Source organism: Bradyrhizobium lablabi, assembly GCF_018129385.1.
Lineage (GTDB): Bacteria > Pseudomonadota > Alphaproteobacteria > Rhizobiales > Xanthobacteraceae > Bradyrhizobium > Bradyrhizobium lablabi_C.
This window is the reverse complement of the sequence record NZ_JAFCLN010000001.1, coordinates 635,959-656,987: the sequence shown is the minus strand read 5'-3', so window position 1 is coordinate 656,987 and position 21,029 is coordinate 635,959. Positions and strand designations below refer to the sequence as shown.

The window sequence follows — 21,029 nt, the reverse complement described above, 5'->3', positions numbered from 1 at the left end:
TTTGCGGCGCTCAAAAGCGACACGCGAACAAAGAAACGGCCGGGAGCAAACGCATGAGCCAACTCACCACCGCCGCCATCGCCGGCGGCGCCAAGAGCGACATCGAAACCTCCACCATCCGCGCGATCTCCTGGCGGCTCATTCCGTTTCTGATCCTCGCCTACTTCCTCGCCTATCTCGACCGCGTCAATCTCGGCTTTGCCGCGCTCACCATGAACGCGGATCTGAAATTCTCGCCGCTGGTGTTTGCCACCGGCGCCGGCATCTTCTTCATCGGCTATTTCATCTTCGAGGTGCCGAGCAATCTGGCGCTGGAAAAATTCGGCGCCAGCAGATGGATCGCCCGCATCATGGTGAGCTGGGGCATCCTCTCGGCGCTGATGGCGACCGTGAGCGGCGAATGGAGCTTTTACATCCTGCGCTTTCTGCTTGGCGTTGCGGAAGCCGGCTTCTTCCCCGGCATCATCCTCTATCTCACCTACTGGTACCCGGCCCAGTATCGCGCGCTGTTCATGGCGGCGTTCGCGGTGGCCGTGCCGCTCTCGACCGTGATCGGCGCGCCGATCTCGGGAATGCTGCTCAACCTGCACGGCTTCATGGGGCTGAGCGGATGGCAGTGGCTGTTCATTCTCGAAGGCATCCCCTCGGTGCTGCTCGGCGTTGTCACCTGGTTCTATCTGACGGACAAACCGGAGAAGGCGAACTGGCTCACCGCCGAGCAGAAGGCCTGGCTCGCCTCGAAGCTTGAAGCCGAAAAGGCCGCCAAGGAGGCCGTCCGGCACTTTTCGCTTGGCGAGGCGCTGGCCTCGCCAAAGGTGATCGCGCTCAGCGTGATCTATTTCGGCTTTGTCGGCGCGCTCTACGGCATGCAGTTCTGGCTGCCGACGATCGTGAAGGCCTTTGGCCTCACCAATGTGCAGACCGGTTTCGTCACCGCGATTCCGTATCTGTTCGGCACGATCGCCATGATCTTGTGGGCGCGCCATTCCGACGCCACGCGCGAGCGCGTTGCCCATGTCGGCGGGCCGCTGCTGCTGACGGCGATCGCGCTTGGCGTCTGCGGCTTCATCACCGAGCCGGTCACCACCATGATCGCGCTGACGGTCGCCGCGATCGGCATCTTCTGCTGCTTTGCGGTGTTCTGGACATTGCCGACCGCCTGGCTCTCCGGCACCGCCGCCGCCGGCGCCATCGCGCTGATCAATTCGATCGGCAACCTCGCCGGCTTCGGCGGCCCCTACCTGATCGGCTGGGTCAAGGACGCCACCGGCAGCACCTCGACCGGGCTGCTGGTGCTGTCGCTGTTGCCGCTGGTTGCGGGACTGATGGTGTTCCTCGGCGGGCACGACAGCAAGACGGAGTTCGCCGCCGGGCCTGCGAAGTAACGCGCTCTCGCAGGAACTCATACGCGCCGTTGCGCGGATCGCTGCGCCGATGCGGGTCGCAGCGAACTGCGGCGCGGGCCTGAGCGAACTACGACGTGTTTTTGCTGTCGACTGCCAGCATTGATCGAACTGCTTTCTCACTGCTCACGACGTAGCGGCATGCCCTGATGCACGGGCGACAACGCAACGTGAGGAGCGATACATGGCCAATCTCGTCAAGCTTGCCAATGGAGGCGTTACCTATGCTCACCTGATAGCGAGTCCGGATGAGCGTACGCGCGACATCGTGTGGGGAGGAGACGGCAACGATTTCATCATCGGCGACAATGAAACATGGGCGGTCTATCCGCCCGATTTCGGGTTCGGCGACCTGGATTACAACTTTGGCATCCGCGGGCCTGCATACTGGAGTGATCCCTTCACCGAGTTTGAAGAAACCGAAGAGAATATCGAGCGCATCGCTGACAATATGGATGACCAGGAAGATGACGACTACTATTTCGTGAAGTTCAACCCCAAGACCGGCACGGGCTCGCACGATCCGGGACAAGAGTATCCTTACGACGAGCTTCTGATCGGAGGCGACGGCAACGACACCGTGTGGGGGCTCGCCGGCAATGACTGGATCGTCGGAGGCAAGGGAAATGACTGGCTCTTCGGTGGCAGCGATCACGATATGGTCGAAGGCGGCAGCGGCAACGACTTCATCTTTGTTTCCGATACCTCCCCGTTCACCTACTTCGAAAACGATGTAGCGTTGGGCGGGGACGGTGACGATCAGATCACCATCGATCTTGGCGACTATGCCGACGGCGGCGATGGCTTTCTCGACAAGCTGATCGTCAAGAATGTCGTGCAAGCTTCAACGTTCGACTTCTACCTTCAGCAGAACGAAGGATCGTACACGAAGAATTTCGAGCTGCTGGAGTTCCACGGCAGTGATTTCGCCGACGTGGTAAAGGGCGCCGGCAAGAATGACGTGCTTTACGGCAACGATGGCAACGATATTCTGGAAGGCCGCTTTGGCCATGACGAACTCTATGGCGGCGCCGGTGTCGATTTCATCTATGGCGGCTGGGGAAGCGACATGCTTTCCGGCGGCCGTGACAGCGACGTCATCTATGATGACGAGGGAGACGACGAGGTCTGGGGCGATGACGGCGGCGACATCATCTGGACCGGGGAGGGCAACGACACCGTTCACGGTGGCCTCGGCGATGACATCATCGGCGAAGCCGGTGTGGACGGCACCGTCGACACGCGCACCCAGGCCAACGACGTGCTGCTCGGTAACGAGGGTGCCGACAAGATATTCGCCGGCACCGGCGACGATATCCTTCATGGCGGTGCCGACAACGATTTGATCGTCGGCGGGCTCGGCTTCGACAAGATGGGGGGCGGGACGGGCCGCGATACGTTCCAGTTCCGGCCGGAAGACGTCGACCGGCATACGTTCAGCAATGGCGCAGTCGAGCTGAGTTCGTTCGACCAGATCATGGACTTTTCCATCAAGGATCACGACGTGGTCGATCTGAGCGGCCTCAAGAGCCTCGTCGCCGGCAACAAGCTTTTCTTCCACCATGACCTCAACACGACGGAGGCCGGCAAGGTGGCGCTCTCCGCGAGCGACAATGGCGATGTGCTGCTGACGGTCTATCTCGATCCCGACACCGATGCCGACGTCACCGTCGAGTTTGTCGGTCTGGACTACGCCAGCACTTCCATATCCGCCATGGAGCAGTTCATCCTGCTGTGACGAGACCGGGTCGCGGTGCCGGGCCGATCTTTCAGGCCCGGCGCCGGTTGCTTGCCGCCTATGCCCGGTCCGCATTAGGCTGCGCTTCGTTCAGCCGCTGGATTGGCCTGCCGATCGAAGGCCTGGTTTGCTGCCGCATATGACAAGCGCATGAAATGAACATATCGTCGATACTTCGCTTTTCGATGGCCGAGCTTCCCGAACGCGAACGCTTGACGATGTTCCGGGAGATGATCGGGCGTGGCGTCGCCAATATGGAGATCGTCCCCTTGAGCGCGGAATGCAGCGCGGAGCTTGAACTCCGCATGCTTCCCGGTGCGAGCGTGATGTGGGGCGGCTACACCCCGCATCGCTTCGAGAAGAGCCGCGACCTCAGCCGATCCGACGATGATTGTGTGTTGGGCTGGTCGAATACTCCTACGTCGTTCTCGCAACTGGGGCGGCAGATCACCGTCGGAGCGGGACCGGCCCTCATGATATCCAGCGCGGACAAAGCGAGGGTTGAAAGCCTCTCGCCCCTCCAGAAGATGGTCACGGTGAAAATCCCTCGCGCTGCTCTCAAGCCACAGGTCAAGCGTCTGGAAGACAGCTTCTTGCAACCGATCCCCGCGGAAACCGATGCATTGCGGCTCCTGAAAACCTATCTGGCGGCGGTCCGTGCCGATCACGCGGCCGCCGGCCTGAACCTACAGCGCGCGATGGTCCTTCATATCTGCGATCTTGTTGCTCTGGCGCTTGGGGCGACGCGCGACGGCATGGAACTCGCCAGTGGCCGAGGCCTGCGCGCCGCCCGGCTCGATTCGATGAAGCGGCACGTGCTGACGCATCTCGGGGATGCCTCGTTGTCGGTCAGGGATGTGGCGCGCGTTCAGGGTGTGAGCCCCCGTTACGTCCAGCAGTTGTTCGAAAGCGAGGGCGGGACATTTTCGTCTTTCCTGCTCCAGGCAAGGCTGACGCTCGTGCATCGCCGTCTCGCCGATCCCGGTTCCTTATCTCTGCCGATCGGCGCGATCGCCGCCGACTGCGGCTTTGGCGATCTGTCCTATTTTAACCAGTGCTTCCCCCGCCGCTACGGCGAGACACCCTCCGATGTACGCAGCCGCGCACGCCGTCGATCGGAGTAATATCGGGCACGTTGGCTCAGTCGGGCAATATCTACTGCTTCACCGCGGTAAACCGCGCGCCGCCCATTTCCTTGCGCTGCACGAGATCGACGAACAGCACATAGGAGCGGTAGAAATCGTCATGGCCGGAAGGCGTGCCGGCCGCTTCGGCTTCGCCTCGAAGTTTTTCATACATGCGCAGCCGCTCGCCGAGGATAGTTCCCCACGCCGGCGTCTCGTCCTCGACGGCCTCGATCTCAAAGCCCGCGGCGCGCAACAGCCCGGCATGCGCCTCGATGCCGATCAGCGTCGCGGCCGCCATGCCGTCCCACAGCAATTGCCGCTGCCCCTCGGGCAGCGGCCGGTGCACGACCCAGTTGGTGAAGGCGATGCGTCCGCCCGGGCGCAGCACGCGATGCGCTTCGGCGAACGCCCGCGCGATGTCGGGCACATGCAGCAGCGCTTCCTGGCTGATCACGGCGTCCTGGCTCGCATCCGCAAGCGGCAGGTCCATCACATTGCCTTCGATCATGCGGACCTGACCGTTCAGGCCCACCCGCCGGCTCAGCTCAGCCGCACCGGCGACGCGGGCGGGCGTCAGTTCGATGCCGGTGACGATGGCGCCAAAGCGGTGCGCCAGATAGCGGGCGGGACCGCCGAGGCCGGCGCAGAGATCGACGACCTTGCTGCCGATGCCGATCCGCGCGGCCTTCGCCAGCGCATCATTGGCGGCGAGTCCGCCATAGTGATCCTGGTCGTGCGGAAACAGATCGTCCGGCTGCAATCCCTCCAGCGTCCCGCGCGTCGCCTCGAGTTTGGCGAGGATGATCTGCGCCGAGATCGGATGGCGGTCGTAGAAGTCGATGGCCGAGCGGATTTTTGAAGCCATGGCGGAGCCCATCAAAGTCTGCGGGACTTTATCCATTTTGCCGGTGAGGCGCGCCGGTTAGAGCAGGATGACTTTTCTTCGAATCGTCATCCCGCTCTAGCTTTTTGTTTGCGCATGATCTTTTCGGAAAACCGGTGTCCACTTTTCCGGATCATGCGCCCCCGAGCGAAACAGTCATAAACCCTTCATTAACTCACGGACATGTGTCTACTGACGATTATTGACATTCATCAGTGAACAAACGACACTTCTCATCAGTTTTTAGCCGAGGAGGATCCGATGTTCGTCCGTTCCGTTTTGTCCAGCTATTCCAAGCTCTTGACCGGGGCAGCGCTGGCTTTTGCGGCGATTTCCCTCGGCGGATGCAACGAGATAGCGGCTGAAAAGGCGGTTCCGGGACGTCCCGTCCTGGTCGCCACGGTGAAATACGAAGCCTCTTCGCCGGAACGTAGTTTTGTCGGCACGATCAGGCCCCGGGTCGAAGCCGACATGGGTTTCCGCGTTCCAGGCAAGGTGGCGAAGCGGCTGGTCGAGGTTGGCCAGACGGTCGATATCGGCCAGCCGCTCGCTACGCTTGATGAGGTCGACCTGAAGCTGCAGGCCGAGCAGGCCGAGGCCGAGTTCCGCGCCGCCACCGGCGTGCTCGCCCAGGCCGCCGCCAACGAACAGCGCGCCAAGGACCTCCGTGCCAAGGGCTGGACCACCGACGCGCAGATGGATTCGGCGCGCGCCGCGGCCGACGAGGCGAGGGCGCGCCTCAATCGCGGCGAGCGCTCGGTCGAACTGACCAAAAACTCTCTTTCTTATGCGACGCTGGTGGCGGACACCCGCGGCGTCGTCACCGCCACCTTGATCGAGCCCGGCCAGGTCGTTGCCAACGGCCAGGCCGCGATCCGCGTCGCGCGCTTCGGCGAAAAGGAAGCCGTGGTTGCGATCCCGGAAACACTGGTCGGCCGCGCCAAGGATGGCGTTGCCTCGGTTACGCTGTGGTCGGAGCCCAACAAGAAGTACGCCGCCAGGCTGCGCGAGATCGCGCCGTCGGCCGATCCCGCCACGCGCACCTATCTTGCAAAGTTCTCGATCCCCGAGGCGGATGAAAAGGTCTCGCTCGGCATGACCGCGACGCTGACGCTCGGCGACCCCGTCACCGAGCGCGTCGCAAGGCTGCCGCTGTCGGCGCTGTACAACCAGGGCGGCGATCCTTCGCTCTATGTGGTCGATGATAACGGCAGCATCGCGCTCAAGCCGGTGAAGGTGAAGTCCTACGACAGCGACAATGTCGTGATCGCCGGTGGCGTCGATGAAGGCGCAAAGGTCGTCATGCTCGGCGTGCAAAAGCTCGATCCGGCGCAGAAGGTCCGCGTCGTGTCGGCATTGTCATTCTAATTCCTGCGTCATGAGAACAGCGATCATTACTGGAGGGTAAGATGAAGCGCTTCAATCTCTCGGCTTGGGCGGTAAGCCATCCGACGCTGGTGCTGTTCTTGATGATCGCGCTCGGCGTCGCCGGCTTCATCTCCTACCAGAAGCTCGGCCGCGCCGAGGATCCGTTCTTCACGGTGAAGGTGGTGAACGTCTCCGCGATCTGGCCGGGCGCGACCGCGCAGGAAATGCAGACGCAGGTCGCCGATCCCATCGAGAAGAAGCTTCAGGAGCTGCCCTATTTCGAGAAGGTGCAGACCTACTCCAAGCCGTCTTTCACGGCATTGCAGGTCACCTTCCGGGATTCGACCCCGGCAAAGGACGTTCCCTATCTCTTTTATCTCTTGCGCAAGAAGATCGCCGACGTGCAGGGCCAGTTGCCGGCCGGCCTGATCGGCCCCAACGTCAACGACGAATTCTCCGACGTCGATTCCATTCTCTTTATGATGACCGGCGACGGCGCCGACTATAAGCAATTGAAGAAGGCGGCCGAAGGCCTGCGCCAGCGCCTGCTCAAGGTGACGGGCGTCACCAAGGTCAATCTCTACGGCACCCAGGACGAGCGCATCTACGTCGAATTCTCGCACGCGAAACTCGCCACCCTCGGCATCACGCCGCAAGCGCTGTTCGACTCGCTCGCCAAGCAGAACAACGTGACCCCTGCCGGCACGGTCGAAACCTCCGCGCAGCGCGTGCCGCTGCGCGTCACCGGCGCGCTCGACGGCGCCAAGGCCGTCGCCGAGACGCCGGTCGAAAGCAATGGCCGCGTGTTCCGGCTCGGCGATATCGCGACCGTCACGCATGGTTTCGTCGATCCCCCGACTTTCGTGGCGCGCCAGGAAGGCAAGCCCGCGATCGGCATCGGCGTCGTCACCACCAAGGGCGCCAACATCCTGGAGCTCGGCAAGGACGTCGAGGCCGCTACCAACGAATTCATGAAGGCGGTGCCGCAGGGCATCGAAGTCGAGCAGATCGCCGATCAGCCGAAAGTGGTCGAGCATGCCGTGGGCGAGTTCGTGCACTCCTTCATCGAGGCGCTCGCCATCGTGCTGTTCGTCTCCTTCGTGGCGCTGGGCTGGCGCACCGGCTTTGTGGTGGCCGCTTCCGTGCCGCTGGTGCTCGCGATCGTGTTCATCGTCATGAACACGATGTCGCTCGACCTGCACCGCATCACCCTCGGCGCGCTGATCATCGCGCTCGGCCTTCTGGTGGACGATGCCATCATCGCGGTCGAGATGATGGTGGTAAAGATGGAGCAGGGCTGGGATCGCGTCCGCGCGGCCGCCTTCGCCTGGGAATCCACTGCGTTTCCGATGCTGACGGGCACGCTGGTCACGGCCGCCGGCTTCCTGCCGATCGGTTTTGCCAATTCCGCGGTCGGCGAATATGCCGGCGGCATCTTCTGGATCGTGGCGATCGCGCTGGTCGCGTCCTGGTTCGTGGCGGTGATCTTCACGCCCTATATCGGCGTCAAGCTGCTGCCGAACATCAAGGTCCACCACAACCATGATCCGCATGCGGTCTATGAGACCCGGATGTATCGCGGCCTGCGCGCGATCGTGCAATGGTGCGTCGATCACCGCATCAAGGTGGTGCTGGCTACCGTCGGCATCTTCATCGCCTCCATCGTCGGCTTCGGCCATGTGCAGCAGCAGTTCTTCCCGCTGTCCGAGCGGCCAGAGCTGTTCCTCCAGTTGCGCCTGCCCGAGGGCACCGCGTTCAAGGTAACGGAAGACTCCGTCAAGAAGGCCGAAGCGCTGCTGAAGGACGACAAGGATATTGCGACCTACACCGCCTATGTCGGTCAGGGCTCGCCGCGCTTCTGGCTCGGCCTCAACCCGCAGCTCCCGAACGAGGCCTTTGCCGAGATCGTGATCGTTTCCAAGGACGTCGAGGCGCGCGAGCGCATCAAGGCGAAGATCGAGAAGGCGGTCGCGGGTGGCGCGCTGTCCGAAGCTCGCGTGCGCGTCGACCGCTTCAATTTCGGCCCGCCGGTCGGCTTCCCCGTCCAGTTCCGCGTGATCGGTCCCGATCCCAACACGGTGCGTGACATCTCCTACAAGGTACGCGACGTGATGCGGCAGAACCCCAACGTCCAGGAAGTCCAGCTCGACTGGAACGAGCAGTCGCCTTATCTGAAGCTGGTGGTCGACCAGGACCGCGCCCGTGCGCTCGGCCTCACCCCGCAGGACGTCTCGCAGGCGCTGTCGATGCTCATTTCGGGCGCGCCGGTCACCACCATCCGCGACGGCATCGAAAAGGTCGGCGTGGTCGCGCGCGCCGTGCCTGGCGAGCGGCTCGACCTCGGCAAGGTCGGCGACCTCACCATCACCTCGCGCAACGGCGTTGCCGTGCCGCTACAGCAGATCGCCAAGATCGAATATGCGCATGAAGAGCCGATCATGTGGCGGCGTAACCGCGACATGGCGATCACCGTGCGCACCGACGTCGTCGACGGCGTGCAGGCCCCTGACGTCACCAACCAGATCTGGCCGAAGCTGAAGGAGATCCGCGACCATCTCGAGCCGGCCTACCGGATCGAGCCGGGCGGGGCGTTCGAGGAATCCGCCAAGGGCAATGCCTCGATCTTCATCCTGTTCCCGCTGATGGTGCTGGTGATGCTGACGCTGCTGATGATCCAGTTGCAAAGCTTCTCGCGCCTGACCCTGGTGTTCCTCACGGCGCCCCTTGGAATCGTTGGTGCTTCGCTCGGGCTCAACGTCGCCAACCAGCCGTTCGGCTTCGTGGCGCTGCTCGGCCTGATCGCGCTCGCCGGCATGATCATGCGCAACACCGTCATCCTCGTCGACCAGATCGAGACCGACGTCGCCCATGGCCTGACCCGCAAGGAAGCCATCGTGGAAGCCACCGTCCGGCGCGCCCGCCCGGTGGTGCTGACCGCGCTCGCCGCGATCCTGGCCATGATCCCGCTGTCGCGCTCGGCCTTCTGGGGCCCGATGGCGATCACCATCATGGGAGGATTGTTTGTTGCAACCTTCCTGACCCTGCTATACCTGCCGGGTCTGTACGCGCTTTGGTTCAGAAAGAGCCTCGACGAGAGCGGCGCGACCGAGAAAGCCGTTGCCGCGCCGCAACATCACACCGACGGCCCGCACGCAATTCCGCTTGCTGAAGCCGCAGAATAATTGAACATTGAGTACCGCCATGTCTCTGATCGCCGAACACGCCGAAACTGACACCCGCGAACGCATTCTCGTGGTGGCGGAGCGTCTGTTCCGGCAGCTCGGCTATCAGAAGACGACGGTCGCCGACATCGCCAAGGAATTGCGGATGTCGCCGGCCAACGTCTACCGCTTCTTCGATTCCAAGAAGTCGATCCACGAGGGCGTGGCCCGGGCCCTGATGGGCGAGGTCGAAACCGAGGCGCGCCGGATCGCCTCCGGGTCCGGTCCGGCAAAACCCCGTCTGCGCCAGCTGCTCACGACCATCAATCATATGAACACCGAGCGCTATGTCGGCGATTCCAAGCTGCACGAGATGGTTGCGATCGCGATGGAAGAGGATTGGGACGTCTGCGTCGCCCATATCGAATGCGTCACCGGCATGATCGGACAGGTCATCGCCGATGGCGTCGCCTCGGGCGAGTTCGAGGCCCCCGACGTGCCGCTGGCGGCGCTCTGCACCTGCACCGGCATGATCCGCTTCTTCCACCCGCAGATGATCGCCCAGGCCGTCAACAAGCCGACCGCCACGATCGACCAGATGATCGATTTCCTGTTCCGGGCGCTTGAGCCGCGCCAGGCGAAATAGTTTCACGCAATTTTGTAGGGGTAGGAAAGGCGCGTCAGCGCCGTGCCCACCATTTATTTGCTTTATGGGCGGGCACGCGGAGCCTATCATCGGGCGCGCATTCGCGCGTGACCCGGTGGTTTTGCCCACCCTACAAAAGAGCGGAAAAGCAGCCGTGGACGCCAAATCTCCCAAAGACTTGCACTTCTATGAACCCAGGAACGGCCACGGCCTGAAGCACGATCCCTTCAACGCGATCGTCGCGCCGCGCCCGATCGGCTGGATCTCCTCGCGCGATGCCAAGGGCAACATCAACCTCGCGCCCTACAGCTTCTTCAACGGCTTTTGCTACGTACCGCCGATCATCGGTTTCTCCTCCACCTCCTGGAAGGACACCGTCCAGAACGTGAAGGAGACCGGCGAATTCGTCTGGAATCTCGCCACCAAAGATTTGGCGCAGCACATGAATGCCACCGCCGCGCACGTCGCCCACGACGTCAGCGAGTTCACGATCGCGGGCCTCACCGCCGTACCGGGCAGGCTCGTCAACGTCCCGCGCGTCGCCGAAAGCCCGGTCGCCTTCGAATGCAAGGTGACCCAGATCATCCAGCTCCAGGGCGCCAACGGCGAGAAGGCCAATGCCTGGGTCACCTTCGGCGAGGTCGTCGCCGTCCATATCGACAAGGCCATGATCAGGGACGGCGTCTACCAGACCGGCCTTGCCCGGCCCATCGTCCGCGCCGGCCGCAAGGGCGACTATTTCGAGATCAAGCAGGAAGACATGTTCGAGATGATCCGGCCGGATTGAATCTCCATCCTCCCTCTCCCCGCAAGCAGGGCGAGGTAAGCGAAGCGATCCTGCCTCAGTTCAGCTTGAGCGGGCTATCGGCGACCACATGCAAATCGAGCCGGCCGATCAACTCCGAGCGGAGCGCTTCGGCGGCGTTCATGGCGGCTGTCGTCTGTTGCAGCGTGCTGAAATTCGATCCGAGCGAGACAACCCCGCCCAGCACGGCGGCGATCGATCCGAGGGCAAGGACCTGATTGCCGCCGAGCAGGCCGAACATCACGAGAGCCAGCAAGGCAAGGCCGCCGGCGATAGCGGCCTTGGAAGCCAGGATGTATTTGCGGCAGCTCTCGGCGACCTCGGCAAGATGCTCGAGCCGCGCCTCGATCAACGCGATCTCGTCGGTCGCGTCATCGTCCTCGGCCACGCTCAAGCCGCGTTGCGTCCCAGCGCTGCACGCGTGTCGAGCAATCCCGCTGCGATCAGTGCGTCCCTGATCCGCGCAATTTCCGCCTCCGAAATCTTCACCAGCGGCGGGCGCACCACCGCGCGCGGCAGCTTGCCGAGCAGCACCAGCGCTTCCTTCATGCGGTTGTGCATGTCGACAAAGGGATCGGCGTAGAACACCCGTGCCGTCGGATAAATCAGGTCGTTCAGCCGGCGCGCTTCCGCCAGATCGTTGGCTTGCGCGGCGCGGAACAGTTTTGCCTGGAGATCGGCGATCACGCTGCCGCTGCCGGAAAGCAGGCCGTTGCAGCCGAGCACCAGCGAGCTCAGGAGAAAGGCGCTGTTGGTGGACAGCACGTTGATCGGACGCTTGCGTCCCTGCAACGCGCGCACATGATTTTCGTGCTGCGGCACCAGCGGCGTCCAGTCCTTGATGGCGCGGATGGTCGGCGCTTCGTCGAACAGCCGCTCCAGCGTCGCCATCGGATAGCCCTGGCCGGTGGCGAGGGGATATTGAAATACGATGATCGGCAGATCGGAAGCATCGGCGATGGCTTTGAAATGGGCCAGCGCCATCTCGGGCGTCTGGCCAAGGGTGAACGGAGCGGGTGGAAACACTAACAGCGCCGAAGCGCCGCCGGCCTGCGCCTGCCGCGCGATCCGCGCTGCCTCCAGGCTGCCGTCCGCCCACACACCATGAACGATCGGCAATTTGCCGCCGGCTTCCTCGCCCGCGATCTCCATCACGCGGCGCTGCTCGTCCCGCGTGCAGGAGGCAACCTCGGTGGAGTGCGCGTTGACGGTGATCGCGGATAATCCTTGCACCGCGGCGACATCGCGCAGGTGGGCCCGGAAGCTTGCCTCGTCGATCGAAAGGTCCTCGTGGAATGGCAGCAGCACCGCCGGGATCACACCTTGCGGCACGAAGTCGGGATGGCGGGCCATGTCTCGTCTCCTTCGGCGGTTCACGGTCAAGACTAGCATGCTACGGCTGGCGGACATCTGCAAAATAACCGCACCGCCAGCGGCAAGGTAGCGCTTCCACGCATGCCCAATAATTCGTTATAGAGGGGGAAATGGCGAGGGGCGCTCTTTCGCCCGGTGCCGACGGATTGCAATTTAAAGGGAGTAAACAGCTCATGAAACGCCGTACATTCCTCAAGGGCGGCGCCGTCGCCGGCGCGACCACGCTGGTCGCGGCGCCCGCCATCGCGCAAGGTACGCCCGAAATCAAATGGCGCCTGACTTCGAGCTTTCCGAAGTCGCTCGACACCATCTTCGGCACCGCGCAGACCTTTGCGAAATACGTGGCGGATGCCACCGACGGCAAGTTTCAGATCCAGACCTTTGCGGCCGGCGAGATCGTGCCCGGCCTGCAAGCGCTCGATGCGGTGAGCTCGGCGACCGTCGAGGTCGCGCAGACCCCGCTTTATTTCTACATCGGCAAGGAGCCGGCGCTGGCCTATGCGACCGGCGTGCCCTTCGGCATGAATCACCGCCACCAGGAATCCTGGTGGGCGTTCGGCGGCGGCGCCGACCTCGTCAACGAGGCGCTCAAGCCCTTCAAGGCCCACGCCATCCTCGCAGGCAATTCCGGCACGCAGATGGGCGGCTGGTTCCGCAAGGAGATCAAGACAACAGACGATCTCAACGGCCTGAAATTCCGTATCGCCGGCATGGGCGGGCATGTGCTGGCCAAGCTCGGCATCGTGCCGCAGCAGATCGCGGGCGGCGAGGTCTATTCGGCGCTGGAGAAGGGCTCGATCGACGCGGCCGAGTTCGTCGGTCCCTACGACGACGAAAAACTCGGCTTCTACAAGGTGGCGAAGTACTACTACTTCCCCGGCTGGTGGGAAGGCGGCGCCATGCTGCACATGATTATCAACGAGGAGAAGTGGAACGCGCTGCCCAAGCAGTACCAGTTCATTCTCAACCAGGCCGGCGCAGCGGCCGGCGCGTGGATGCTCGAGAAATACGACAGCGTCAATCCGGCAGCGCTGAAGCGGCTCGTCGCTGGCGGAGCGGAGCTGCGCGCCTTCCCGCAGCCGGTGATGGAAGCCTGCTACAACGCCACGCAAGAGTACCTGAACGACATCGCGTCCAAGAGCCCGCTCTTCAAGAAGACCAAGGAGAGCCACGACGCGTATATGAAAGAAGTGCTGTTCTATACGCAGATCGGCGAGAACTATTACGACAATTATCTGCTCAGCAAAATGCGCAAGGGCTGAGCATACCCGTCAATAACAAGAACAATGGCGTCGCGCGCTGATGAGCGTGCGACGCTGCAATTTTGGGAAACTGAATCATGAAATATTCACTCCGCGCCATCGCAGCCTTGGCGCTCATGCTGGTCTCCGCTAGCGAGGCCTTCGCGCAAAACTGGCCGAACCGGCCGATCCGCATGATCGTGCCCTATACGCCGGGCGGCTACACCGATCTGATGGCCCGCCTCGTCGGGCAGAAGATCGCCGATGCGCTCGGCCAGACCATCGTCTTTGAAAACAAGCCGGGCGCCAACGCCATCATCGGCACCGACGTGGTCGCCAAGGCCGCGCCCGACGGCTACACCTTCGGCACCGTCATCGCGGCGCATTCGGTCAATCCCACCCTCAATCCCAAGCTGCCTTACGACACGCTCAAGGACCTCACTTACGTGTCGTTGATGAGCTCGGCGCCGCTGATCATGATCGCGCACCCGTCGCTGCCGGCGAACAATGTGAAAGAGCTGATCGCGCTCGCCAAGTCCAAGCCGGGCGAACTCAATTTTGCATCGAGCGGCATCGGCGCGGCGGCGCATCTGACCATGGAGATGTTCAAGAGCCGTACCGGCACCAACATGCAGCACATTCCCTACAAGGGCACGGCCGGCGCGTTGCAGGATCTGGTGGGCGGTCAGATCAACGTAATGTTCGACATCATCGGCCCGCTGATGCCCCAGGTGAAATCCGGCAATGCCAAAGCGCTGGCGGTCACCGCCAAGGAACGCGTTCCGGCCGCGCCGGATGTGCCGACGATGGCAGAGCAGGGCGTGCCCGACTTCGTCTCGGGCACCTGGGCCGGAATTATCGCGCCCGCCGGCACGCCAAAGGAAATCGTCGACCGCGTCGCGGCGGAGGCCAAGAAGGCGCTCGCCGATCCCGCGTTACAGGCCAAGCTCGCCGATCAGGGCATCGTGGCGGTCGGCAGCACCCCCGAGGAATTCCGCGCCTTCGTCGGCGAGGAAATCGCGCGCTGGGGCAAGGTGATCAAGGACGCCAACATCAAGATCGAGCAATAAGGCAGGCGTTAGCTCAGCCGCGATTCGATCACGCTGAACAGGCCCGCCGGGTGGATTGACACCTGGCGGAAGCCGGCTTCCTCGAGCAGGCGGCGATATTGCTTCTCCGTTCGCTCGAGGCCGCCCGGGCCGCGCAGCATGTTCAGGTCGCTCATCGCCTGCTCGCGATGCTCCTCGCTCGGGCTCGGCGCTTCCGGCATGATGCGTTCGACGACCAGCAATACGCCGCTCGGCGGAAGCGCCTGGCGACAATTCCTGAGGATCACCGAGCAGCGCTCGTCGTTCCAGTCGTGGAGAATGCTCTTCATGATGATCGCATCGGCCCCTGAGGGGACCGCCTGGAAGAAATCGCCGGGCAGGAATTCAGTACGGTCCTTCACCTGCATGCGGTCCAGATGATGGAGCGCCGCCTCGGCGCAGCGGGGAAGATCGAAAACCGCGCCCCGTATCTGCGGATATCGCCTCGCGATCGCGGCGATGAGTTCGCCGGCGCCGCCTCCCACGTCCATCAAGCTGACGATTTGACTGAAATCATATGCGCCCAAGATGCCGGGCGTCGTAAAACGCGTCAGGTCTGCCATGGCCGCGTTGAAGATGCTGACGGTCTCCGGGCTCTGCGCCATCAAGTCAAAGCTGTTGTCGACGCCCTGGAGTTGCGCGGCGGTCTTGCCGGTCATCACCGAATCCAGCATGCCGCTCCAGCGATGGGACAATATCTGCCCCTCGAAGATCGCCCACGCCTTGAACGACTGTTCGGAATTTCCGTCGAGGCCGGCGCCCAAGTCGGTCAATGAGAATCGATCGTCCCCTTCGGCGCTGCAAATCCCGATCGTCGACAGCGCGATCAGCAGGCGGCGAAGGGCCTGTTCATCGGCACCGGTCGCCACCGCCAGTTTCCCGACCGGTAGCGGTTCGTCGCGCAGCAGCTCCGCAATTCCCAATCGTGCAGCGACATGGATCACCGCCGTCACGCGATGCGACTGAATGAGTTGCCGCAATTCGGATGCCGATTTCACCGGCGGCATGCGATCTCCCGTTTCTCAGCCCGCAGGGGTGAATCCCGTTGCCTGCACGATCCCCTTCCACCGTTCGGATTCGGATGCGATCAGCCGGGTCAGATCGTTCATCGAGATCGCATCGATCTCAACCCCCAATTTTGCCATGCCCGATTTTACCGCGTCGGTGCGCAAGGCCGCCTGGATAGCGCCGTTGAGCTTTTCGACGACGGGCGCCGGCGTCTTTGCCGGAACGAAGAATCCAGACCACGTAGTGTCCCTGAGCGAGGGATAGCCGGCTTCCGCCATCGTCGGCACATCGGGAAGGAACGGGCTGCGGTGCGTCCCGGTGGTTGCCAGCGCGCGGAGGCTGCCGGCCTGGACAAGGCTGAACGAACTAGGGAGTGGCATGATGGCAGATGCAATCTCGCCCTTGAGGAGGTCGTCGATTGCGCCTCTGCCCTGATAGGGCACGTGAAGATATTCAATGCGCTCGGTGCGGCCCAGCATCGCACCGATAAAGTGCAGCGTGCTTCCGGCACCCGCCGTTCCGAAACTCGCTTGCCCGGGATTGGCCCGGCACCATGCGACGAAATCGGCGAGGGTTTTTACCTCGGCCGGTACCTTTGGGCCCACCGTCAGCAATGTCGGAACGGCGCCGGCCGTCGTGACGGGAATAAAATCTTCCGCCTTGTATGGAAGCGTCTTGTGGACATGCGGAAAGAGCGTGAGGAAGCCTAGCGGCCCGAACAGCATGATCGACCCGTCGGCGGCGCCGCTCTTGACGGACTCCGCTGCGACACGTCCGGCCGCACCCGGTCGGGTCTCGACCACGATTGTCTCGGCGTAATCCTTCATCTGGCTCGCAATCAGCCTTCCCATGGTGTCCTGGAGCCCGGGCGTAAAACCCGTCACGATATGCACGGTTCTCGCGAGCGGTTGCGCGATGCCCTGCGGCACAAAACCAGTGGCGGAAAGTGCGACGCCGGCCGCCGACGCGTTCAGCAAATCACGACGCGTGATCATGAACAGTCTCCGTGGTCTGGCCCGATTTCGCGCCGGCCGGGGATCGGTTGGAGCCAGCGCCAGCAGGCTATTCTGCGAAACGGACGGTACCAAGACATGCGGCTACGCGCTTGATGTGCGGCTTACTTTTTCCTTACCGGCGGCTTACGTTGTGGCTTGCCCCGGTGCTAAAAACAGTCGGTGATCGAAAGGCGGGAGGGAATGGCAGCTTGCGCTATCTCTTCGAGGACTACGCATTGGATACCGACCAGCGTGAGTTGCATCGCGCCTCCGATATCGTCCCGGTTGCACCACAGGTGTTCGACCTGCTCGAGTACCTGATCCGCAACCGGGAGCAGGTGGTCAGCCGGGACGATCTCCTCAACGCCGTCTGGAACGGGCGCATTGTCTCGGAGGCGGCGCTGACGACCCGCCTGAACGCCGCCCGGAGCGCGATCGGCGATTCCGGCGAACAACAGCGCCTGATCAAGACACTCCCGCGCAAGGGCTTTCGCTTTGTCGGTCCGGTGCAGGAAGTCCGGCGACGGCCTGCGGCATCCGTTCAGGATGAATTGGCTTGGCGAACCGGCAATGGCAGCGCGGTCCGGCCCACCGCGCCGCGTCTGTCGATCGTGGTTTTGCCGTTTGCCAATATCGGCGCCGGTCCCGAGCAGGACTATTTTGTCGATGGGGTCACCGAGAGCCTGACGACGGACCTGTCGCGCATTGCGGGTTCGTTCGTGATCGCCCGCAACACCGCATTCACCTTCAAGGGCAGGGCGGTCGACGTCAAGCTGATCGGGCGCGAATTGAATGTCCGTTATGTGCTCGAAGGCTCGGTGCAACGCGGCGGCAACCGGTTTCGGCTGAATGCGCAGTTGATCGATGCGGAGACCGGCAACCATCTGTGGGCCGAACGCTTCGACAAGCCGGCCGCCGACCTCTTCGATATGCAGGACGAGATCGTTTCACGGCTCGCCAACACATTGAATGCCGAACTCATCGAGGTCGAAGCGCGGCGCGCGGAACGCTCACCGCACCCGGATGCGATGGACCTCTACTTCCAGGGTAGGGCAAGCATAAACAAGGCGCTGACACCTGCTTCCATCGAGCGGGCGAGGAACTTTTTTGCGCGTGCGCTCGCGCTCGACCCGGAAAATATCGAGGCGGCCGTCAGCGCGGCTCATCTTGATATGGCATTGGCTTCCGGACATTTGACCGATGACGGAATCCTGCATCTGGATGCCGCGGAGAGCGCATTGATCAGGGTGCTGTCGCTGGCCCCCAACTATCCCAGAGCCCATATGTTTCTTGGTGCGGTTCGGATGCAAACGCGCCGGATTGCCGAAGGCATTGCCGCGTGCAACCAGGCGCTGGCGCTTGACCGCAATTTGGCCGACGCCCACGGGTTTATCGGCTTTGGCAAGTATCTCATGGGACGCATCGAGGAGGTCGAGGCGCACATCCAGGAAGCGCTCCGCCTGTCCCCGCGCGACACGCGCACCTTCATCTGGTTCATGTTCGCTGGCATGGCCAGGTTCGCGGCCGGCGCAGATCTGGAGTCAATCGCCTGGTTTCGCCGGAGCCTGGAGTCCAATCGAAATCATCCGCATACTCATTTTCAACTCGCGGCCGCACTGGCGCTGGCCGGTGATGTGATGGAGGCCCGATCGACAGCCCTAGCGGGCCTCGCGTTTGATCCCGGCTTCACCATCCGCCGGTACCGCGTCAACGCGAGAAGCGACAACCCGATATATCTGGCAACCCGCGAACGCTTCTACGCGGGGATGCGGATCGCCGGCCTCCCTGAGGGGTGATGTCGGAATGGCGTGCGGGCGCGTCGCTGCGCCGCGCGCCGGTTGGGAACTCCGGGCCGTCCTGATCTTTATCAGGGCAGGTTTGGAGCTTGCCGATGACGCGCTGGCTTGTCGGATTGGGACTACTTGCGTGCCTCGTTCGCCCGGCATTCGCCGGCGTCGATGCGCCCTCGATCAATGCTGCCGAACTCAAGGGCAAGCCGCCGGCCCGCGATGCGATCCATCCCGCGATCGTCAAGGCGCAGGTCCTGCTGGACCGCGCCAGCTTCTCCCCGGGCGAGATCGACGGCAAGATGGGGGAGAACGCCGAAAAGGCGCTCAAGGCATTCGCGGCATCGAAGGACCTTCCTGCCGGCAAGCAGACGCTGACGCCTGAAGTCTGGAGCGCGCTGATTGCCACCAGCCCCGACGCCGTCATCGTTGACTACAAAATCACGGAAAAGGACGTAAAGGGTCCTTTCCTGGAAAAGCTCCCACGCAAGATGGAAGACATGAAGGACCTGAAGGCACTCGGCTACACCAGCCCGCGCGAGGCGCTTGCGGAAAAATTTCACATGAGCGAGGCGCTGCTCGCAGCTCTCAATCCCGGCAAGAAGTTCGATGAACCCGGGCAGACGATTTCGGTGGTGAACATCGCGGTGAGAGGGGACAAGCCGGCCGTTGCCCGCGTTGAGGTCGACAAGACAGCACAGACCGTCAAAGCCTTCGGCAATGCCGGCGAACTGATCGCCTTCTTCCCGGCCACCGTCGGGAGCGATGACAAGCCGACCCCCAGCGGGGTGCTCAAGGTGGCCTCGATCGATGCCAACCCGCACTATCGCTACAACCCGGACTACAAGTTCAAGGGCGTCAAGGCCAAGCGCGCCTTCACCATCAAGCCGGGCCCGAACAATCCGGTCGGCACGCAATGGATCGGGCTGTCACCGGGCGAGGGCTATGGCATTCACGGCACTCCCGATCCATCCAAGGTGAGCAAGACGGAATCGCATGGTTGCGTTCGTCTCACCAATTGGGACGCCGACCGGCTGGCAAAATTGCTGAAGAAGGGCACCGAGGTGGCGTTCATCGAACGCTCGGCGGCAAGACAGAGGTGATCGCCGCAACTCCCCCGGCTGCTTTCGGGGGCTTCAGTAACACTGCATCAGCATCCAGCATTGATCGAAACGCCGCGCGGCCAAATCCTGCTTGCGCGCCGACAGGTAAAGCCGCCCGGTGTCTCCCCACTCCATTCCCGCGTCGACATCGCTGCTGATCTGCAAGACGAGTTGCCAGTCTTCTGCCGTCGCGGACGCATCTGCCGTCAGTCTTGCGGTTTCCCGTTCCACCGGCTCCTGAATGGAAAACGCCGATCCGCCCACCTGGTGGATCATCTGGCCTTGTTCGGCGAATATGTCGGGATGCCGCGCATGCAGGTCGTCCCAGAATTGCCGATAGGCGGAAAAGGCCGGACCATCCTGTTTCCAGGCGCCGGGCCGTTCGGCGCGCAGGTCATCCAGCGCGCAGGAACGCAGCGGCGGAGGCATCAGCCAGGCAGCCGGCCGCAGGAGGCGCGGTTTGAATACGAACCCGCGCGGCATCACCTGCCTTGCCTCGGGCTCGGCAAACTCCGGTGGGGCGCGCCTGCGCTGCAAGCGCTCAAGCGGCTGCTCCGTGTAGATGGCGCGGGTCCGTGCCTGGTCGGCTTTTTCGCCCCACGGCCAATCGAAGGGATCACAGAACAGCAGCAGACGGCCGGAAGACGGAAAACCATCCAATGCATGCACTGCGTGGAGTTCGGCAAAGTCGATCTGAGCGACGAAGCTCAGCGGCCAGTCGCGATTGCGGATGCTTCGTTCGGCATCGCGCGCGCGTTGCCATGCCTGCGATGCCTGCTTCCATTTTTCGGTGCCGAGCAAGCGGTGCAGCCAATGGCTAGGGCCGAGCAGCAGGCGGCCAGGAATCGGACCGGTCCAGTTGTCCTGCGCTTCAAACGCCGGTCGCATCGGCCAATCGAAATCGACCGGCAAGTCGGGCTCGCCGCCCAGACGGCTCGAGCCCAACGGCATATTTGTTTCGTCGATCGGTCCCGGGGCCAGCATGATGGAATATCTCGCCATCCGGGCCAGCCCGGCGGCATGTTCGCCCATGCCACCTTGCCAAAGTGCGCTCTCCAGTTCCGGTCTCGACAACATCGGTGTCATCCGTCCACGACGGCCGCGAACGATACGGCTTGCAATATCAAGGGTCCATGCTGGCGCAGGCTCGTGTCCGCTTCGAGGTCATCAAGCGACATTCCGGGGATGGCCTGCACATGTCTACCCATTCTCCATGGCGGACATGATGCGCACTTGAGTACTCCCGCAAACCTGGGAAGCGTGAGCCGCGGCACCGGGGTATTTCCCGGAACGGAAGCCGCC

At 62.9% G+C, this 21,029-nt stretch carries 17 protein-coding genes; 11 read left to right on the top strand and 6 right to left on the bottom strand.

Going from position 1 to position 21,029, the window contains the following annotated elements:
* Window positions 1-53: 53 nt before the first annotated feature.
* The 3 genes from JQ628_RS03010 to JQ628_RS03000 all read left to right on the top strand — a co-directional run bounded on the left by JQ628_RS03010 (window position 54) and on the right by JQ628_RS03000 (window position 4,265).
* The gene (locus JQ628_RS03010; RefSeq protein WP_212218908.1) at window positions 54-1,385 is read left to right on the top strand and encodes an MFS transporter; all 1,332 of its coding nucleotides are present in this window, start codon (window positions 54-56) and stop codon (window positions 1,383-1,385) included.
* Window positions 1,386-1,587: 202 nt separating this feature from the next.
* Window positions 1,588-3,141: a calcium-binding protein gene (locus JQ628_RS03005; protein WP_212218905.1), complete on the top strand. Its 1,554-nt coding sequence runs from the start codon at window positions 1,588-1,590 to the stop codon at window positions 3,139-3,141.
* A gap of 155 nt (window positions 3,142-3,296) precedes the next feature.
* Entirely contained in the window at window positions 3,297-4,265 is a 969-nt protein-coding gene (locus tag JQ628_RS03000) for an AraC family transcriptional regulator (protein ID WP_212218902.1), read from the top strand.
* 31 nt (window positions 4,266-4,296) lie between these two features.
* On the opposite strand, the gene JQ628_RS02995 is transcribed toward JQ628_RS03000, so the two are convergent.
* Window positions 4,297-5,133, bottom strand: coding sequence for a class I SAM-dependent methyltransferase (locus tag JQ628_RS02995; protein WP_212218899.1), 837 nt, complete (start codon window positions 5,131-5,133; stop codon window positions 4,297-4,299).
* A gap of 279 nt (window positions 5,134-5,412) precedes the next feature.
* On the opposite strand from JQ628_RS02995, the gene JQ628_RS02990 reads away from it, so the two are divergent.
* The 4 genes from JQ628_RS02990 (at window position 5,413) to JQ628_RS02975 (ending at window position 11,113) form a co-directional block, all read left to right on the top strand.
* A complete protein-coding gene (locus JQ628_RS02990; RefSeq protein ID WP_212218896.1) occupies window positions 5,413-6,519 on the top strand; it encodes an efflux RND transporter periplasmic adaptor subunit in 1,107 nt (368 codons plus the stop codon).
* Window positions 6,520-6,560: 41 nt separating this feature from the next.
* Entirely contained in the window at window positions 6,561-9,701 is a 3,141-nt protein-coding gene (locus JQ628_RS02985; protein ID WP_212218893.1) for an efflux RND transporter permease subunit, read from the top strand.
* A 19-nt stretch (window positions 9,702-9,720) separates the two neighbouring features.
* Window positions 9,721-10,326, top strand: coding sequence for a TetR/AcrR family transcriptional regulator (locus JQ628_RS02980; RefSeq protein ID WP_212218890.1), 606 nt, complete (start codon window positions 9,721-9,723; stop codon window positions 10,324-10,326).
* 154 nt (window positions 10,327-10,480) lie between these two features.
* The gene (locus JQ628_RS02975) at window positions 10,481-11,113 is read left to right on the top strand and encodes a flavin reductase family protein (protein ID WP_349628010.1); all 633 of its coding nucleotides are present in this window, start codon (window positions 10,481-10,483) and stop codon (window positions 11,111-11,113) included.
* 55 nt (window positions 11,114-11,168) lie between these two features.
* Here JQ628_RS02975 and JQ628_RS02970 read toward each other — a convergent pair whose 3' ends face one another.
* Together JQ628_RS02970 and JQ628_RS02965 are read right to left on the bottom strand one after the other, a co-directional pair.
* A complete protein-coding gene (locus JQ628_RS02970; protein WP_212218885.1) occupies window positions 11,169-11,519 on the bottom strand; it encodes a hypothetical protein in 351 nt (116 codons plus the stop codon).
* Between the two features lie 2 nt (window positions 11,520-11,521).
* Window positions 11,522-12,484, bottom strand: coding sequence for a dihydrodipicolinate synthase family protein (locus JQ628_RS02965; RefSeq protein ID WP_212218882.1), 963 nt, complete (start codon window positions 12,482-12,484; stop codon window positions 11,522-11,524).
* A 194-nt stretch (window positions 12,485-12,678) separates the two neighbouring features.
* Here JQ628_RS02965 and JQ628_RS02960 point away from each other — a divergent pair, with 194 nt between their 5' ends.
* Entirely contained in the window at window positions 12,679-13,767 is a 1,089-nt protein-coding gene (locus tag JQ628_RS02960; protein WP_212218880.1) for a TRAP transporter substrate-binding protein, read from the top strand.
* 77 nt (window positions 13,768-13,844) lie between these two features.
* On the top strand, window positions 13,845-14,816 hold the full coding sequence (locus JQ628_RS02955) for a Bug family tripartite tricarboxylate transporter substrate binding protein (protein WP_212218877.1): 972 nt from the start codon (window positions 13,845-13,847) through the stop codon (window positions 14,814-14,816).
* An 8-nt stretch (window positions 14,817-14,824) separates the two neighbouring features.
* Here JQ628_RS02955 and JQ628_RS02950 read toward each other — a convergent pair whose 3' ends face one another.
* Together JQ628_RS02950 and JQ628_RS02945 are read right to left on the bottom strand one after the other, a co-directional pair.
* Entirely contained in the window at window positions 14,825-15,841 is a 1,017-nt protein-coding gene (locus JQ628_RS02950) for a methyltransferase (protein WP_212218874.1), read from the bottom strand.
* Between the two features lie 15 nt (window positions 15,842-15,856).
* Entirely contained in the window at window positions 15,857-16,837 is a 981-nt protein-coding gene (locus JQ628_RS02945) for a Bug family tripartite tricarboxylate transporter substrate binding protein (RefSeq protein WP_212218871.1), read from the bottom strand.
* Window positions 16,838-17,046: 209 nt separating this feature from the next.
* Here JQ628_RS02945 and JQ628_RS02940 point away from each other — a divergent pair, with 209 nt between their 5' ends.
* Both JQ628_RS02940 and JQ628_RS02935 read left to right on the top strand, forming a co-directional pair.
* Window positions 17,047-18,633: a winged helix-turn-helix domain-containing tetratricopeptide repeat protein gene (locus tag JQ628_RS02940; RefSeq protein WP_212218868.1), complete on the top strand. Its 1,587-nt coding sequence runs from the start codon at window positions 17,047-17,049 to the stop codon at window positions 18,631-18,633.
* Window positions 18,634-18,728: 95 nt separating this feature from the next.
* A complete protein-coding gene (locus JQ628_RS02935) occupies window positions 18,729-19,727 on the top strand; it encodes a L,D-transpeptidase family protein (RefSeq protein ID WP_212218866.1) in 999 nt (332 codons plus the stop codon).
* A 33-nt stretch (window positions 19,728-19,760) separates the two neighbouring features.
* Here the strand turns inward: JQ628_RS02935 and JQ628_RS02930 are convergent, their stop codons facing one another.
* Window positions 19,761-20,759 (bottom strand): YwqG family protein, encoded by a 999-nt coding sequence (locus JQ628_RS02930; RefSeq protein WP_212218864.1) that lies wholly within the window; start codon window positions 20,757-20,759, stop codon window positions 19,761-19,763.
* Between the last annotated feature and the right edge of the window lie 270 nt (window positions 20,760-21,029).